The sequence below is a fragment of the Nonomuraea sp. NPDC049141 genome, assembly GCF_040648415.1.
Classification (GTDB): Bacteria; Actinomycetota; Actinomycetes; order Streptosporangiales; family Streptosporangiaceae; genus Nonomuraea.
The window spans coordinates 20,165-35,157 of the sequence record NZ_JBEZDR010000019.1 but is presented as its reverse complement, the minus strand read 5'-3'; the positions used below and the strand labels follow the sequence as shown (position 1 = coordinate 35,157).

Genomic DNA, 14,993 nt, shown 5'->3' with positions numbered 1-14,993 from the left:
TTGGAGGTGGTTTCCTAGGAAAAGTTCGCCCTGGCGGTGGTGATCCCTTTGCCGCCGCTCTCGCCTAGCCTCGGTGCCATGGACGGTGCCGACACGAGCAACGCCCTGGGGCGGTTCCTCCGCCGCCACCGCGCGTTGACACACCCTGACCAGGCAGGGCCGCAGACAGCCGGGCGCCGCCAGGTGCCCGGGCTGCGCCGTGATGAGGTCGCCCGGCTGGCCGGGCTGAGCACCGGCTACTACGCGCGCCTGGAGCAGGGCAGGCGGCGACCCTCACGGCAGACGGTTGCCACCCTGGTGCGGGCTCTGCGGCTGGACGAGCGGGCCGCGGCCGAGCTGTACCGGCTGGCCCGTCCGGTCGTTGGCCGCCAGGGCCCGGCGCGCGTGGAGCGGGTGGCGCCAGAGGTGCTGCGGCTCATGCACGGCTGGAGGGACGTCCCCGCCTACGTTCTGGGCTGGTCGCAGGACGTGCTGGCGCGCAACCCCCTCGCCGGCGCGCTGCACAGCCGCTTCGCCCATGACGACAACATGCTGCGCATGATCTTCCTCGATCCCGCGGGGCGGGAGTTCTTCCGTGACTGGAGCGAGACGGCCCGCGCGGCCGTGGCCGACCTGCGCGAGATCGCGCTCAAGGCGCCCGACGAACGGGGCTTGGCCGAGTTGGTGGGCGAGCTGTCCATCAAGAGCCCCCCGTTCCGGCGCTTGTGGGCGGAGCGAAGGCCTGGACAAGCCGTGCGCCGCACGATCCGGCTCTCCCACCCAGAAGTCCACGAGTTGCACCTGAGCAGGGAAGTCTTCCTGATCGCCGGCGCGCCCGGCCAGCGCCTGGTCACCTACCAGGCCAAGCCCGGCTCGCGCTCCGCGGACGCGCTGGCCCTGCTGGCGAGCCTGGCCGCGCCGGATCTCGGCGAGTCATCCTAGGTACGGCACTCCCAGGAAATCAGCGGCCTTCTTCGCCCTGGGCGAGGTGGACAGACTCGGATCTGTCAGCGGCGCGACCCCGCCGCCACTCACCGAGAGAAGGCCCCATGAACGCCGACACGACCCTCGACCAGCTGCGCCGCCAGGACGCCGATCCCGACCGGCGCGTTCTGCTGACCGGCGCCACCATCGTCACCATGGATCACGATCTCGGCGTCGTGCCCAAGGGTGATCTGCTCATCCAGGGCAGCGCCATCGCCGCCATCGCCCCTGACCTGCGCACCACCGGCGCTGCCGCGGGCGCGGTCGTCATCGACGCCACCGGCTCCATCCTGGCGCCCGGCTTCGTCGACACCCACCGCCATGCCTGGGAGGCGCAGCTGCGCCGGATCATGCCCGACGTGAACGACCTGGGCGAGTACGTCATGTCCACCCTGTCCGGCATCGCTCCCGCCTACCAGCCGCAGGACATGTACATCGGGACGAAGCTCGCCGCCCTGACCGCCATCGACAGCGGCATCACCACGATGCTCGACTTCTCCCACAACTCCCGCACCGCCGCCCACTCCGACAGCGCCATCGAGGCCCTGATCGACACCGGCATCCGAGGCGTGCACGCCTCCATGCGGCCGCACTTCGGAGACTGGGACGGCCAGTGGCCGGCCGACCTGACCCGGCTGCAGGACAAGTACTTCGCCTCCGGCGACCCGTTGCTCACGCTGCGCCTGGCCACGCTGGCCACCGACGAGATCGCCGGCCCCGACCTCGCCTACGGGCCCGAGCTGGCCCGCCTGGCCCGCGAACTCGGCATCGGCGTCAGCGTCGACGCCGTCTTCGGCCTCGCCTCCTCCCAGGCCATTGTGCGCTGGTCGGCCGAGGGGCTGCTCGGCCCGGACGTGACGCTCATCCACAGCACCGGCTTGACCGCTGAGGCCTGGCGGGCCATGGGCGACTCGGGCACCACGGTGTCGCTCGCCCCCACCTCCGAGGCGCAGATCGGCCTGGAGAGCGCGGTCCCGGCCATCGACGAGGCGCTGGCGGCCGGTATCCGCCCCGGCCTGAGTATCGACGTCGAAGTGGCGCTGGCCAGCGACATGTTCACGCAGATGCGCGCCCTGCACGCGATCCAGCGGATGCGCGCCGTCAACGCCGCCTACGGCACCGGCTCCACCGGAGCTCGGATCGGCGTGGCCGACGTCCTGGACTTCGCGACCCTGCAGGGTGCCAGAACCGTCGGCCTCGGCGACGTCACCGGCTCGCTCACCCCCGGCAAGCAGGCCGATCTCCTCGTCGTCGGAGCCGAGGACCTCAACAACATGCCGCTCAACGACCCGATCGGCACCCTCGTTCTCGGCTCGGACCCGCGCAACATCCAGGCCGTCTTCATCGCGGGCCGCGTGCGCAAGTGGGCCGGCACCGTCCTCGGCGTCGATCTGGCCGAGCTGGGCCAGGACGTGCGCGAGTCCCGCGACCGCGTCCTGCGCGCCGCCGGCCGCTGAACGCCTGTCACTGAAGGAAAGGGTCCCGACATGCGTACTCCGCAACAGCTCGACGTCATCGACAACGACAACGCCCGCCCCCTGCTGCTGACCGGCGGCACCGTCATCAGCATGAACCCGATGCTGGGTGACTGGGAACGAGCCGACATCCTGATCGGCGGTCCCACGATCGTCGGTGTCGGTCCCGGCCTGCTCACCGCCGCCGAGGACGACGGGATGATCATCATCGACTGTGCCGGCTGTCTCGTGCTGCCCTCCCGCGCCGACTTCACCGGCACGGACACCACCGGCACGCTGACCCCCGGCGACCGCGCCGACATCGCGGTGATCAGGATCGCCGACCCCGAGGGCGCCCCGGACGGCCCGGCCATCGCCCGCGACGGCCATCTGGACGTTCTCCTGCGCGAGGGCCGCGTGACGGTATGGGGCGGACGCCCGGCCGGTGACCCCCCGCCCGTCTGCGGGACCGCGTCGCCTGAGGCCGGTGCCGAGCACTCCTACCTCGGCCTGTGGGTGGATGACCACGACTTCGTCCGCCAGCGGCTCCTGCCCGACGGCCGCTACGACGAGGCACGCGGCGACCGTCCCAGCGCCTACCGGGGACGGTACTGGATCAACGGAGCCCGCATCGACTATCTCGACGACCTGGGTTTCTGGGCCTATGGAGAATTCCGGGACGGCGAACTGCACCACGCCGGCTACCGGTTCACCCGGGTTCAGGCATCGGGGGCGGCGGTCAGTGGGCGCCGGCGAGGTTGAGGACGATGACGCCGCCGATGATGAGCAGGATGCCGCCGATCTTGAGGGGGGTGAGGCTCTCGCCCAGGAAGACGGCGCCGATGAGGGCGATGGCCGCGGTGCCGGCGCCGGACCAGACGGCGTAGGCGGTGCCGACTTCGAGCTGCGACTTCAGGGCGCGGGCCAGCAGGACGAAGGAGATGAGGTAGCCGACGGCCACGACGGCGCCCCAGCCGAGGCGGGTCAGGCCGTCGCTGAGTTTGAGCGCGGTGGTCGCGATGACCTCGGCCGCGATGGCGAACGCGAGCAGCAGCCAGGCCATGGTGAAGCCCTCCCCCGATGTGGTGGTACGTCTGCCCACCTTAGGCAGGGGGCTGCTCCCCCGGTGTGGGGAAGCGCTTGAAAAGGGAGTCGAATACGTGTTCCACTGTGGGGTGTGGGTTGGGACGCGCTTTCGTTGGTGGACGCCGCAGACGACCGCCCGGTGATCGAGCGGCGGGCGGTGCTGCGTGACGGCTTCTACGAGACGCAGGCCCGCACGATGATCGAGCGGGTGCCGCAGACCGCGGGCATCGCCCAGCGGTGGGCCGTCTCCCCCTACCGTGGCTGCGCCCATGCCTGCCGTGGCTGCGGCGCCCGCGCGGGTCATCGCCGGCTGGGGCTGGACGCGGGGCTCGACTTCGACACGCGGATCGTGGTGAAGGCCAACGCGGTGCCGCGGTTGCGGGCCGAGCTGGGCCGCTGGGGTGGTGAGGCGCTGGCGGTCGGGGTCGGTGGTGACTGTTACCAGCAGGCGGAGGCGACGTACCGGTTGATGCCGGGCATTGTGGAGGCGCTCGGTGAGGCGGCTGTGCCGTTCACCGTCTACACCAAGAGCCCGCTGGTGCTGCGTGATGCCGCGTTGCTGGCGCGGGCGGGGGCGCAGGTGGCGATCTCGATCGCGTTCGTCGACGAGCGGATCCGGCGGGCGGTCGAGCCGGGTGCGGTGGGCGCGCAGGCGCGGCTGGAGCTGGTGTCGGCGCTGGTGGAGGCGGGGGTGTCGTGCCGGGTGCTGATGGCTCCGGTGCTGCCGTTGCTCAGTGACGGGGCCGATCAGCTGTCGGCGACGGTACGCCGGATCGCGGCCGCGGGGGCCGGTGCGGTGGAGCCGGTGGTGTTGCGGCTGCCGCCGGGGACGCGTCAGTGGTATCTGGCGTGGCTGGGTGAGGCGCATCCGCATCTGGTGGAGCGCTATGAGGAGCTGTATGACCGGGCGGGGCTGCCCGCGGCCGGTTATGAGGAGCGGATCACGGGGCAGATCGGGCAGTTGTGCCGGGTGTACGGCATGCGGGCGGGGCCGTCGGAGCCGCCGGAGCATGAGCCGAGGTTCCCGCAACTGGCGCTGGTCTGACCGCCCGAGGTTTAAGGCCGTTGCCTTAGAATCTTGGGTGTCCCGTCAGCCAAGCAGGAGGGCGCCGTCATGACCGCCGAATCCGTCTCCCGTTACCCCTTCGACCGGGCCGAGGCTCTGCAGCCGCCCGAGGAGTGGGCGCAGTTGCAAGCGCGGTGTCCCGTGGCGCACGTACAGCTGCCCAGCGGTGACACGGCCGGTCTGATGACCCGCTACGACGATGTGCGGCTGTTGCTGACCGATCCGCGCTTCAGCCGCGGTGGGGAAGGTGCCGCGCGGGTGTCCACCACGGCCGACGGCGGGATCTTCGCCCGCCGCATGGCCAGCGGGACCTCGATCGCGGGTGAGGGGCATCGGCGGTGGCGGCGGCTGCTCAGCCCTTCGTTCACCATCCGCAAGATCGAGGCGTGGCGGCCCCGGGTGCAGCGGATGGCCGATGAGCTGGTGGACGGCATGCTGGCCGGCTCCTCCCCGGCCAACCTGTCGCGTGAGCTGGGTCTGCCGCTGCCTGTGCGGGTCATCTGCGCTCTGGTGGGGGCGCCGAGTGAGGATCAGGACAAGTTCGCCTACTGGTCTCAGGTGATGCTGACCTTGACCCGCTATGAGCAGGCCGAGGTGGAGCGGGCGTATGCGGAGTTCGGGGCGTATGTGTCGAAGCTGGTGGAGGAGAAGCGGGCGGCGCCGGGCGACGACATGCTCAGCGAGCTGACGCAGATCTCCGACAGCCAGGACGGCCGGCTCAGCCACGAGGAGCTGATCGCGACCGTGCAGGCGCTGCTGCTCGCCGGGCACGAGACCACCTCGAACATGATCGCGATCATGGTGGCGATGCTGCTGGCGGAGCCCGAGCGGTATGCGGCCGTGGTCGAGGATCCTGACCTGATCGCGGGCACCGTGGAGGAGGTCCTGCGCCTGGACAGCACCCTCAGCGTGATCGGGATGCCCCGGGTGGCCACCGAGGAGGTCGACTTCGACGGGGTGGCGGTCAGCGCGGGCACGACGCTGATCCCGTGCCGGCCGGCGGCCAACCGGGACCCGCGCAAGTTCCCCGATCCCGACCGGTTCGACGCGCGCCGCGACAACGCCGGCCAGCACCTGGCCTTCGGCGCGGGTCCGCACTTCTGCCTGGGCCAGCCGCTGGCGCGGATGGAGCTTCAGGTCGTGCTGGGCACACTGGTGCGGCGGCTGCCGGGGCTGGGGCTGCGGGACGCTCCGGGTGATCTGCGGCTGCGCACGGGGCTGCTGTCCGGGGGGCTGCAGGACGTGTGGGTCACCTGGTAAGGCGCTGACCTGGTCTGATATCGGGACCGATATGAGTGGGCGATTCATATCGGTCTTGGACGTCATGAGGGCGGCTGTGCTGTCATGGCCGCCATGTCCAGCTCGCCGCCTCGTACTCGCATCTCCAGCATGGCCCGGTTGTCCGTGGCCGCCACCGCCGCCGGGGTGGTGGCGGCGGCGCTCGTGCTGCCCGCCGTGGGCGGGTCGGGCGCGGCGCTCGTCGCCTCGGCCGAGGCGCTGAACCTGCGGCCGCTGGAGCTCACCGAGCCGCCGCTGGCGCAGAAGACCATCGTGTACGACGCCGAAGGCAACCAGATCGCCCAGTTCTATGCTCAAGACCGCAAGGTCGTGCCGCTGGAGCGCATCGCGGCGGTGATGAGGACGGCCATCGTGGCGATCGAGGACGACCGCTTCTACCAGCACGGCGCCATCGATGTCGAGGGCACGGCCCGCGCCCTGGTCAAGAACCTGACCTCGGGTGGCATCAGCCAGGGCGGCTCGTCGATCACGCAGCAGTACGTCAAGCAGGTCCTGCTGAACGCCGCGGACACCGACAAGGGCAAGAACGCGGCCCTGGACGCCAGCTACGCGCGCAAGCTGAAGGAGCTGCGCCACGCCATGGCCGTCGAGCGGAAGTACACCAAGGACGAGATCCTGGAGAAGTACCTGAACATCGCCTACTTCGGTGCCGGGGCCAACGGCGTGGAGGCGGCGGCCCGGCGCTTCTTCGGCGTATCGGCGGCCCGCCTGAACCTGGCGCAGGCCGCCACCCTGGCCGGTGCCGTGCAGGACCCCAACGCGACCGCGCCCGACCGCGGGGCCAAAGCGCGCGAGCTGTTGCTGCGGCGGCGCAATGTGGTGCTGGACCGGATGGCGCAGCTGGGCCGGATCACCCGCGCGCAGGCCGAGGCCGCCAAGGCCGGCAAGCTCGGCTACAAGGGCGTCAAGCAGTCCAACGGCTGCCAGGAGAGCCGCTATCCGTACTTCTGCGAGTACGTCCGCCACGAGCTGCTGTCCGACCCCGCCTTCGGCAGGACGCGGCGGCTGCGCGAGCAGGCCTTCAGCCAGGGCGGGCTCAGGGTGCGCACGACGCTGGACCCCAAGGCGCAGCAGGCGGCCGAGGCGGCGATCGGCAAGCGCGTCTTCGCCGCCGATCGCGCGCTGGCCGCCGAGGCGCTGGTGGAGCCGGGCACGGGCCAGATCAAGGCGATGGCGGCCAGCCGCCCGTTCGGCGGCTCGGCCCGCAGGAACGAGATCTCCTACAACGCGGTGGCCGACAAGGAGCACGGCGGGCTGATCGGTTTCCAGCCGGGCTCGACGTTCAAGACGTTCACCCTGATCACCGCGCTCAAGCAGGGCATGAAGATCGATGACGGCATCACCGCCGGCGCCGGCTACACCGCGCCCGGCTATGCCGCTTTCACCAACTGCGCCGGGCAGAACGTCGGCGACCCGTCGTGGACGGTCACCAACGACGAGGGCTCGCCCGGCTTCAAGACGCTCGCCAGCGGCACCTGGGGCTCGGTCAACACCTTCTTCATGGCCCTGCAGGAGCGCGTCGGCCTGTGCGCGACCGTCCAGACCGCCCAGTCGCTGGGGATCAAGCGGGCCGATGGCGCCAGGCTGCGCGAGGTCGAGACGTTCACCCTCGGCGTCAACGAGAGCGACCCGGTGACCGTGGCCGGCGCCTACGCCGCCATCGCCGCGCGGGGAACCTACTGCCCGCCCATGGCCATCACCGCCGTCACCGGCCCGGACGGCAGGAGCGCCACCTACCGGCCGCGGTGCGAGCGGGTGCTGGACCCGCGGATCGCCGACGCGACCGCCCACATCCTGTCCGGGGTGTTCACCCGCGGCACGATGCGCGGCGTCGGCGGCATCAGCCGGCCGGCGGCCGGTAAGACCGGGACCACCGACGGGTACGCCAGCGCCTGGTTCGCCGGATTCACCCCCGACCTGGCCGGGGCGGTCAGCGTGGGCGACCCGCGCGGCTCGCAGCGGCACAAGCTCACCGGCATCACCATCGGCGGCCGTTATTACGGCGCGGTTCAGGGTGCCTCGCTGCCCGGCCCGATCTGGAAGGACACGATGATGTCCGCGCTGCGGGGTGTGGCGCCGGCCCGGTTCACGCCGGTGGACCCGGCCCGCTTCGGCGGCTGCGCACAGGACTGCGCCCCGGCCGGCGACCCTGTGCCCGATCGGTGAACTCAGCGCCTTTCCGGAGGCGTCAGCACTCCCGTCAACCACAGGCGCAGCAGATGGCGGCGGCGCTCCGGCTCCGGGTGGTCGGCATAGGCGGTACGGCCGTGCAGGACGACGTGGTTGTTGAGGAACTGCAGGTCGCCCTGGCACAGGTCCATGGTGAGCGCGAAACGCGGGTCGCCGGTCAGCCGGTCGAGCAGGTCCATCGCCTCCCGCTGCGCCGGGGTCAACGGCGGCACGTGAGCGCCGCGCTGGGCCGAGCGGATGTAGTCGGGCCCGTAGGAGATCGACACCCCGCCGTCGCCACGTCGCGCGCACAGCGGCTTGGTGAAGAAGCTGTCGGGGCCCTCACCGGTGCGCCGGTCGTGCCACCACGGCTGGTAGAGCACCTCGGCCAGGTCCGGGCGGGTGCGCACGACCTCGTTGTGCACCGCCACGGAGCTGACGACGGCGCTGAGCCCGCCCGACATCGCCGGGCGCAGGCACAACAGGGCGACGACGTCGGGGGGTCGCTGGCGCCGGTGTCTCGTACGTGCGTCAGCGGCGCCGATCCGGGTCCTTGCGTGGCGATCTCGCCGACGTGGGACCCGAGGCCGAGGGCGGCGATCTCGCACTGCCGCTCGCTCAGCTGCTCGACGGGCACCCCTTGGACCAGGACGAACCCGCGGCCGTCGGCGAGCTCGTCACGCACGCGCCGCAGGACGGGCCCGAGCGTGGGCAGCGGGAAGGCGCCGGGGGCGATCGCGTCCGACGCTTGTACGGCGTCGAGCACTTCTCGCCGGTGTTCGGCGGTGAGCGGGACCTTCCAGGCGTCACTGTCGCGCATCTCGGCTCCCAGCCACTGCCCCGGCCCCGAAACGTGCGCGACCACCATGACGTCACCACCCTTTCCCGGCTCCCACCCACCATGCCTGGCTCGCTCGGGTGTGACACCCCTTCATCGCGCACAGCGCAAACGCGCTCCTTTGCGGGTTCGGCAAAGGGATTTGCCTCACCGGGGAGCACGGGTGGAGCATTCCCGGTAAACATGAGGAGGGATGCGCAGATGGCCGATGACACAGAGCTCTGGGACGCTCGCTACCGTGAAGGCGACCAGATCTGGAGCGGGAACCCCAACGTCATCCTCGTACGTGAGGCCGCCGACCTGGAGCCGGGCAGGGCGCTGGATCTGGGATGCGGGGAAGGGGCCGACGCCGTCTGGCTGGCGCGGCGCGGGTGGCGGGTCACCGCCGTCGACATCTCCGGCGTCGCCCTGGAGCGGGCCGCCCGGCACGCGGCGCGCGAGGGCGTGGCCGAGCGGATCGACTGGCAGCGGCACGACCTGGCGGCCTCGTTCCCCGACGGCCTCTTCGAGCTGGTGTCCGCGCAGTTCCTGCACTCTCACGGGGACCTGCCGCGCGAGAAGGTCCTGAGGACGGCCGCCGCGGCCGTCGCGCCGGGCGGGGTGCTGCTGGTGGTGGGCCACGCGGGGTTCCCGCCATGGGAGCACGACCACCCTCACGACCTGCGCTTTCCCACCCCTGATGAGGTGCTGGAGGCTCTGGAGCTGCCACAGGGACAGTGGGAGGTGCTGCTCAGCGAGGAGCACGAGCGCAGCCAGAGCGGCCCCGACGGGCAGGAGATCGTACGGACGGACAACGTGGTCAAGGTACGGCGGGTGAGCCATCCAGGCTGAACGCCCACTAGAGTCGGAGCGTTTTCGGAGCCGGGGGGCGAGATGTCGTTCAAGGCCGAGCAGATCGCGAGACTGGCCGGGTCGGGGTGGGCGCGGTGCCCGTCGGTGGCCTCGGCGGTGACGGCCGCCGGGCTGCCGGCCGTGACGGCCGGATACCTGGCGACCGCCTTTCCCGACGGGCAGTGGCAGGCCGCCGAGAAGGCCGTGGCGGCCCTGGGCGAGCACTTCGCCGCGGCGCGGTTCGCCGAGGAGACGACGTACGGGGTCCTGCTCGTACCGGATCCGGGCCGGCTCGACACGCGGCGGCCCATGGCGGCCGGCACCAGGCGGGACCAGCTCGGTGCGGCCGTCGCCGACGTGTTCGACGCGCGGCTGCCCGCCGGCGTGCTCGGGGTGCGGCCCGGCAGGCCGTGGGCCATGGTCGTCACGGTCACCGGTGCGGCCGGGCCGTCGCTGGGCAGCTACGAGCAGATCGTGAACGGGGCCGCGCGGGCGTTCACGGTGGGCGGCGTCGACACCAGGGCGTTGATGATCCGCCAGATGTGGGGCGCCCGGGTGCTGCAGGGTGGCCGTGAGCTGCCTGACTGCGAGGCGAACGAGCGCTGGACGTTCACGGTGTTCCCGGGTGAGGGTCTGACCGATGGGCTCGCGGAGTCGGGGACCGTGCTGAAGGGCAAAGTACGCTTCCGGCTGGGCAAGGCGGATCGGGGCATCGGTTCGGCCCGCGCGGCCCCCGCCATAGTCGTCTGAAGGGCCGCTGCGAACGCTGTACGCATAAGGCTGATCGTTCGCAGGAGCGCACGATGTACGCTACGGTGGCCGGAAAGCAGAGGAGGCCCCGCATGCCAGCCGACCAGCACCCCATCCCCTCGGTATGGGCCCGCCCGCGCGCCAAGCGGGAGCAGCCGGCGCTGAGCCGCGAACGGATCGTGGCCGAGGCCATCCAGTTGCTGGACGCCGAAGGCATCGACGCCCTGAGCATGCGCAGCCTCGGGACCCGGCTGGGCGCCGGGGCCACCTCGCTCTACCGGCACGTGGCCAACAAGGACGAGCTGATCGAACTGGTCGTGGACGAGGTCTACGGCGAGATGCGGGTGCCCGAGGCCGGCGATGCGGCCAGCTGGCGGGCGGGCATCGCCGCCGGCGCCCACAGCCTGCGCTCGATGATCCTGCGCCATCCCTGGCTGGTGTCGGTGCTCGGCCAGGTCGGGCTCGCCGACCTCGGGCCGAACCTGACCCGGCAGTCCGAGCGGCTGCTGGCCGTCTTCCGGGCGGCGGGTTTCGATCCCGCCGAGGCCGACCAGGCCATGAACACGATCATCGCCTACGTCATCGGGATGACCCTCAGCGAGGCGGCCTACCTCGCCCTGCTCGCCCGCAGCGGCCAGAGCGAGCAGGACCTGCTGGAGAGCCTGCGACCGGCCGCCGAGCAGGCCGTGCGCGAGCATCCGCTGCTGCGCGACGGCTACGCCGCGCGACAGGGCCAGGACCCGCGGCGGCTGCGCGAGGACAACTTCGCCTACGGCGTCGAACGCGTCCTGGACGGCTTGCAGGCCCGGCTCACCCGATCGTGACCCGCTTCTACAGGGCGCTGCCCTTCTTCCACTTGGAGAAGGGCAGCTGCCAGAAGCCCCAGCCGTTGTTCCACTCCAGTTCGCGGGTGGTGCCGGTGATGTCGACGACGTCGCCGCGCTGGAAGTGGTTGTAGAACCACAGGGCCTGGTCGGGGCGGGAGTTGATGCAGCCGTGGCTGACGTTGGAGCGGCCCTGCGCCCAGACGTTGTCCTTGGCGTGGACGTACTCGCCGGAGTTGGAGATCCGCACGGCGTGGTTGATCATGACGTCGTAGTAGCCGGGGTCGCCCTTCTCGCGGCCGGGCGAGATCATGCGGACCGGGTTGCCGCGCTCCATGGTCAGGTGGACGCCGGAGGTGGTGGTGTACTCGCGGGTGGTGGCCATACCGGCGCTGATGCGCATCGTCTGCACGCGCTTGCCGTCGCGGTAGACGTACATCATGTGCTTCTTGGTGTCGACCTTGCTGATCACCCTGGCGCCGATCTTCAAGGAGGTGTCGTAGTCCTTGACCCCGTACAGGCCCTTGCCGCCCTTGACGCCGGCCAGGCGGGCGTTGAACGTGACCTTCTGGTGGGCGGGCCAGTACTTGGCGGTGCGGTAGATGACGGTGGTGTCGTTGATCCACCGCCAGGCGCCGTCGACGGGCTTCTGCGCGTCGACCTCCAGGGCGCGCTCGACGGTGGCCTTCTCGCTGACGGGCTGGTTGAAGGTGACGATGATCGGCGCCCCCACGCCGACCGTCTCCCCCTTGGCGTTGGGCGTGACGTCGGCGACCTGCAGTTCGCGCTCGGGCGTGAGCGTCTTGAACGTGCTGGCGGCGCTGGTCACGCCGGCCTTGGCACTGACGTTGTACGAGCTGGAGGGGCGCAGCGTGCCCTTGGAGACCCATTTGGTCTTGTCGGCGTTGAAGGTGCCCTCGACGCTCTTGCCGCCGCCTTCGGCCGTGACCTCTTCCAGGGTGCCGCCGGCCGCGGTCACGACGATCTTCTTCTCGGGACTGACCTTCGAGCTGCCTTCCGCGGGCGAGATCTTGATCGTCGGCGCCTCGGGGGTCGCCGAGGTGGTCGCCTTGGCCGCCTCGGCGTTGCGCTCGGCGGTGGGGGCGCTCGAGCAGGATGCGGTCAGTGCCGCGGCCGCGAGCAGGGCCATGCCCGCGACGGGCATCCTCCAACCGGGCGTGACGTTCAAGTCAGTCCTCTCCCCCATAACAGCAAAGTCAATGCCAAAGACCTTAATGCTCCTGCATGTAAGACGCGGATGAGTTTGGGATAGTTCGGTAACGTTTAAATCACTTGTTGCTGAGAACCCCAGGTCAACCGCGAGCCACAGGGGTAAAGAGGAAAAATCCTCAGTGCTGGGCCAGGCGGTGGGTCAGGCTGGTGTGCCGCCGCCCGGCGCCCTTGGTCCGTACGGCCTGCGCCAGCGCGCGCCGCGACCCGACGATGACGACCAGCCGCTTGGCCCGGGTGATCGCGGTGTAGAGCAGGTTGCGCTGCAGCATCATCCAGGAGCTGGTGGCCAGGGGGATGACCACGGCCGGGTACTCGCTGCCCTGGGAGCGGTGGATGGAGACCGCGTAGGCGTGGGCGAGCTCGTCGAGCTCGTCGAAGGCGTACTCGACCTGCTCGTCCTCATCGGTCAGGACGCTCAGCTTCTGCTCGTCGGGACGGATGTCGACGACGATGCCGACGGTGCCGTTGAACACCCCCGCCGCGCCCTTTTCGTAGTTGTTGCGCAGCTGGGTGACCTTGTCGCCGACGCGGAAGACCCGCCCGCCGTAGCGGCGTTCGGGCAGGTCCTCGCGCGAGGGGGTCAGGGCCTCCTGCAGCGCGATGTTGAGCGCGCCGGCCCCGGCGGCGCCGCGGTGCATGGGGGCCAGCACCTGTACGTCGCGGCGCGGGTTGAGGCCGAACTTACGCGGGATGCGCCGGGCCACCACGTCGACGGTCAGCGCCGCGATCTCCTCCGGCTCCTCGCACGGGAACAGGAAGAAGTCCGTCATTCCCTCCAGCTTCGGGTGAAGGCCGGTGTTGACGCGGTGGGCGTTGACCACCACGCCCGACTCCTGGGCCTGGCGGAAGATCTGCGTCAGCCGTACGCGGGGGATGTCCTCGGCGGCCAGCAGGTCCTTCAGCACCTCGCCCGCGCCGACCGAGGGCAGCTGGTCCACGTCCCCCACGAACAGCAGGTGGGCGCCGGGCGCGACCGCCTTGACGAGCTTGTTGGCCAGCAGCAGGTCGAGCATGGACGCCTCGTCCACCACCACCAGGTCGGCGTCCAGGGGGTTGTCGCGGTCGAAGGTGGCATCCCCGCCGGGCCGCAGCTGCAGGAGCCGGTGCACGGTGGTGGCCTCGTGGCCGGTCAGCTCGGCGAGCCTCTTGGCGGCCCGGCCGGTCGGCGCGGCCAGGATCACCTTGGCCCGTTTGGCGCGGGCCAGCGTCACGATGGAGCGCACGGTGAAGCTCTTGCCGCAGCCCGGCCCGCCGGTCAGCACCGCGACCTTCTCCGTCAGCGCCAGCCGTACGGCCTGGCGCTGCTCGGTGGCCAGGTCGGCGCCCGTCTGGCCGCGCAGCCACTGCTCGGCCCGCTCCCAGTCGACCTCGGCGAAGGCGGCCAGCCGGTCGTGCCCGCCGCGCAGCAGCGACAGCAGCGCCGAGGCCAGCGACAGCTCGGCGCGGTGGAAAGGCACCAGGTAGACCGCCGGCACGATGTTGTCGCCGGCCGGGATCTCCTCGCGTACCACGCCCTGTTCGCCGACCAGCTCCTCCAGGCAGTCGGCGACCAGGGCGGCGGGCACTTCGAGGATCTTGACGGCGTCGCCGATGAGGTTGGGTGCGGGCAGGTAGCAGTGGCCGTCGTCGGCGGCCTGGGACAGGGTGTAGCGCAGCCCGGCCTTGACGCGCTCGGGACTGTCATGGGGGATGCCGACCGCCTGGGCGATGGTGTCGGCGGTCTTGAAGCCGATGCCCCACACGTCGTCGGCCAGCTGGTACGGCCGGCTCTTGACGACGGAGATGGAGCCCTCGCCGTACTCCTTGAAGATGCGCACCGCGATCGAGGTGGACACGCCGACCCCCTGCAGGAAGATCATCACCTCTTTGATGATCTTCTGCTCCTCCCAGGCGGCGGCGATCAGCTTGGTCCGCTTGGGGCCCAGGCCCGGCACCTCCACCAGCCGCTCGGGCGCCTGCTCGATGACCTCCAGCGTGGCGGTGCCGAAGTGGTCGACGATCCGCTCGGCCATCTTCGGCCCGATGCCCTTGATCAGGCCGGAGCCCAGGTAACGGCGGATGCCCTGGACGGTGGCCGGCAGCACGGTGGCATACGACCACACCTCGAACTGCTTGCCGTACTTGGGATGGGAGGTCCAGCGGCCGCTCAGCCGCAGCGACTCGCCGACCTGCGCGCCCAGCAGCGGTCCTACCACGGTCAGCAGCTCGGCGCCCGACCGGTCGGTGGCCACCCGCGCGATCGTGTAGCCGGTCTCCTCATTCGCATACGTGATGCGTTCCAGGACCGCATCGATATGCGCAGCGAGTGGACCATCCGCGCCAGGCTTCACCCAAACCTCACTTCCGACAGTTCCCGGGCCAGAGTAGAGCAGCATGGGAGCCGCCGAGTGGTCCGCTCGCCCCGGCCGGGTCCCGCTGGAGCGCGAGCTCGCCGAGACGCCCTCTGCCCGGACGAGGCCGCACGAGCCGCGTACGTGCCC

At 70.9% G+C, this 14,993-nt stretch carries 13 protein-coding genes; 9 read left to right on the top strand and 4 right to left on the bottom strand.

The window, feature by feature from the left end:
• Positions 1-78: 78 nt before the first annotated feature.
• The 3 genes from AB0B91_RS43950 (at position 79) to AB0B91_RS43940 (ending at position 3,179) form a co-directional block, all read left to right on the top strand.
• Positions 79-921: a helix-turn-helix transcriptional regulator gene (locus AB0B91_RS43950; RefSeq protein ID WP_358333722.1), complete on the top strand. Its 843-nt coding sequence runs from the start codon at positions 79-81 to the stop codon at positions 919-921.
• Between the two features lie 107 nt (positions 922-1,028).
• Complete coding sequence (locus AB0B91_RS43945; RefSeq protein ID WP_358333719.1) at positions 1,029-2,420, top strand: amidohydrolase family protein; 1,392 nt, start codon at positions 1,029-1,031, stop codon at positions 2,418-2,420.
• A 30-nt stretch (positions 2,421-2,450) separates the two neighbouring features.
• Positions 2,451-3,179, top strand: a complete 729-nt coding sequence (locus AB0B91_RS43940; RefSeq protein WP_358333717.1) for an Atu4866 domain-containing protein — start codon at positions 2,451-2,453, stop codon at positions 3,177-3,179.
• Here AB0B91_RS43940 and AB0B91_RS43935 read toward each other — a convergent pair.
• Positions 3,157-3,480 carry a multidrug efflux SMR transporter gene (locus AB0B91_RS43935; protein WP_358334278.1) on the bottom strand — a complete coding sequence of 108 codons (324 nt, stop codon included), beginning with the start codon at positions 3,478-3,480 and terminating at the stop codon, positions 3,157-3,159. The genes AB0B91_RS43940 and AB0B91_RS43935 overlap by 23 nt on opposite strands.
• Before the next feature lie 138 nt (positions 3,481-3,618).
• On the opposite strand from AB0B91_RS43935, the gene AB0B91_RS43930 reads away from it, so the two are divergent.
• From AB0B91_RS43930 to AB0B91_RS43920, 3 genes are all read left to right on the top strand, one after another.
• Positions 3,619-4,548 carry a radical SAM protein gene (locus AB0B91_RS43930; RefSeq protein ID WP_358333714.1) on the top strand — a complete coding sequence of 310 codons (930 nt, stop codon included), beginning with the start codon at positions 3,619-3,621 and terminating at the stop codon, positions 4,546-4,548.
• A gap of 69 nt (positions 4,549-4,617) precedes the next feature.
• Positions 4,618-5,829 carry a cytochrome P450 gene (locus AB0B91_RS43925; RefSeq protein ID WP_358333711.1) on the top strand — a complete coding sequence of 404 codons (1,212 nt, stop codon included), beginning with the start codon at positions 4,618-4,620 and terminating at the stop codon, positions 5,827-5,829.
• A gap of 93 nt (positions 5,830-5,922) precedes the next feature.
• On the top strand, positions 5,923-8,034 hold the full coding sequence (locus AB0B91_RS43920; protein WP_358333708.1) for a transglycosylase domain-containing protein: 2,112 nt from the start codon (positions 5,923-5,925) through the stop codon (positions 8,032-8,034).
• Positions 8,035-8,036: 2 nt separating this feature from the next.
• Here the strand turns inward: AB0B91_RS43920 and AB0B91_RS43915 are convergent, their stop codons facing one another.
• Positions 8,037-8,645, bottom strand: coding sequence for a TauD/TfdA family dioxygenase (locus tag AB0B91_RS43915; RefSeq protein ID WP_358333705.1), 609 nt, complete (start codon positions 8,643-8,645; stop codon positions 8,037-8,039).
• A 431-nt stretch (positions 8,646-9,076) separates the two neighbouring features.
• Here AB0B91_RS43915 and AB0B91_RS43910 point away from each other — a divergent pair, with 431 nt between their 5' ends.
• The 3 genes from AB0B91_RS43910 to AB0B91_RS43900 all read left to right on the top strand — a co-directional run bounded on the left by AB0B91_RS43910 (position 9,077) and on the right by AB0B91_RS43900 (position 11,280).
• Positions 9,077-9,706 (top strand): class I SAM-dependent methyltransferase, encoded by a 630-nt coding sequence (locus AB0B91_RS43910; RefSeq protein ID WP_358333702.1) that lies wholly within the window; start codon positions 9,077-9,079, stop codon positions 9,704-9,706.
• A gap of 42 nt (positions 9,707-9,748) precedes the next feature.
• Complete coding sequence (locus AB0B91_RS43905) at positions 9,749-10,456, top strand: hypothetical protein (RefSeq protein ID WP_358333699.1); 708 nt, start codon at positions 9,749-9,751, stop codon at positions 10,454-10,456.
• A 92-nt stretch (positions 10,457-10,548) separates the two neighbouring features.
• The gene (locus tag AB0B91_RS43900) at positions 10,549-11,280 is read left to right on the top strand and encodes a TetR/AcrR family transcriptional regulator (protein WP_358333696.1); all 732 of its coding nucleotides are present in this window, start codon (positions 10,549-10,551) and stop codon (positions 11,278-11,280) included.
• Between the two features lie 7 nt (positions 11,281-11,287).
• On the opposite strand, the gene AB0B91_RS43895 is transcribed toward AB0B91_RS43900, so the two are convergent.
• Both AB0B91_RS43895 and AB0B91_RS43890 read right to left on the bottom strand, forming a co-directional pair.
• On the bottom strand, positions 11,288-12,469 hold the full coding sequence (locus AB0B91_RS43895; RefSeq protein WP_358333693.1) for an Ig-like domain-containing protein: 1,182 nt from the start codon (positions 12,467-12,469) through the stop codon (positions 11,288-11,290).
• Between the two features lie 160 nt (positions 12,470-12,629).
• Positions 12,630-14,843, bottom strand: a complete 2,214-nt coding sequence (locus tag AB0B91_RS43890; RefSeq protein WP_358333690.1) for an ATP-dependent RecD-like DNA helicase — start codon at positions 14,841-14,843, stop codon at positions 12,630-12,632.
• Positions 14,844-14,993 lie beyond the last annotated feature (150 nt).

What these genes read in the sequence shown, in the direction of transcription:
- AB0B91_RS43950 (WP_358333722.1), top strand. Translation starts at nt 79, where the DNA reads ATGGACGGTGCCGACACGAGCAACGCCCTGGGGCGGTTCCTCCGCCGC.
- AB0B91_RS43945 (WP_358333719.1), top strand. Translation starts at nt 1,029, where the DNA reads ATGAACGCCGACACGACCCTCGACCAGCTGCGCCGCCAGGACGCCGAT.
- AB0B91_RS43940 (WP_358333717.1), top strand. Translation starts at nt 2,451, where the DNA reads ATGCGTACTCCGCAACAGCTCGACGTCATCGACAACGACAACGCCCGC.
- AB0B91_RS43935 (WP_358334278.1), bottom strand. Translation starts at nt 3,480, where the DNA reads ATGGCCTGGCTGCTGCTCGCGTTCGCCATCGCGGCCGAGGTCATCGCG.
- AB0B91_RS43925 (WP_358333711.1), top strand. Translation starts at nt 4,618, where the DNA reads ATGACCGCCGAATCCGTCTCCCGTTACCCCTTCGACCGGGCCGAGGCT.
- AB0B91_RS43920 (WP_358333708.1), top strand. Translation starts at nt 5,923, where the DNA reads ATGTCCAGCTCGCCGCCTCGTACTCGCATCTCCAGCATGGCCCGGTTG.
- AB0B91_RS43910 (WP_358333702.1), top strand. Translation starts at nt 9,077, where the DNA reads ATGGCCGATGACACAGAGCTCTGGGACGCTCGCTACCGTGAAGGCGAC.
- AB0B91_RS43905 (WP_358333699.1), top strand. Translation starts at nt 9,749, where the DNA reads ATGTCGTTCAAGGCCGAGCAGATCGCGAGACTGGCCGGGTCGGGGTGG.
- AB0B91_RS43900 (WP_358333696.1), top strand. Translation starts at nt 10,549, where the DNA reads ATGCCAGCCGACCAGCACCCCATCCCCTCGGTATGGGCCCGCCCGCGC.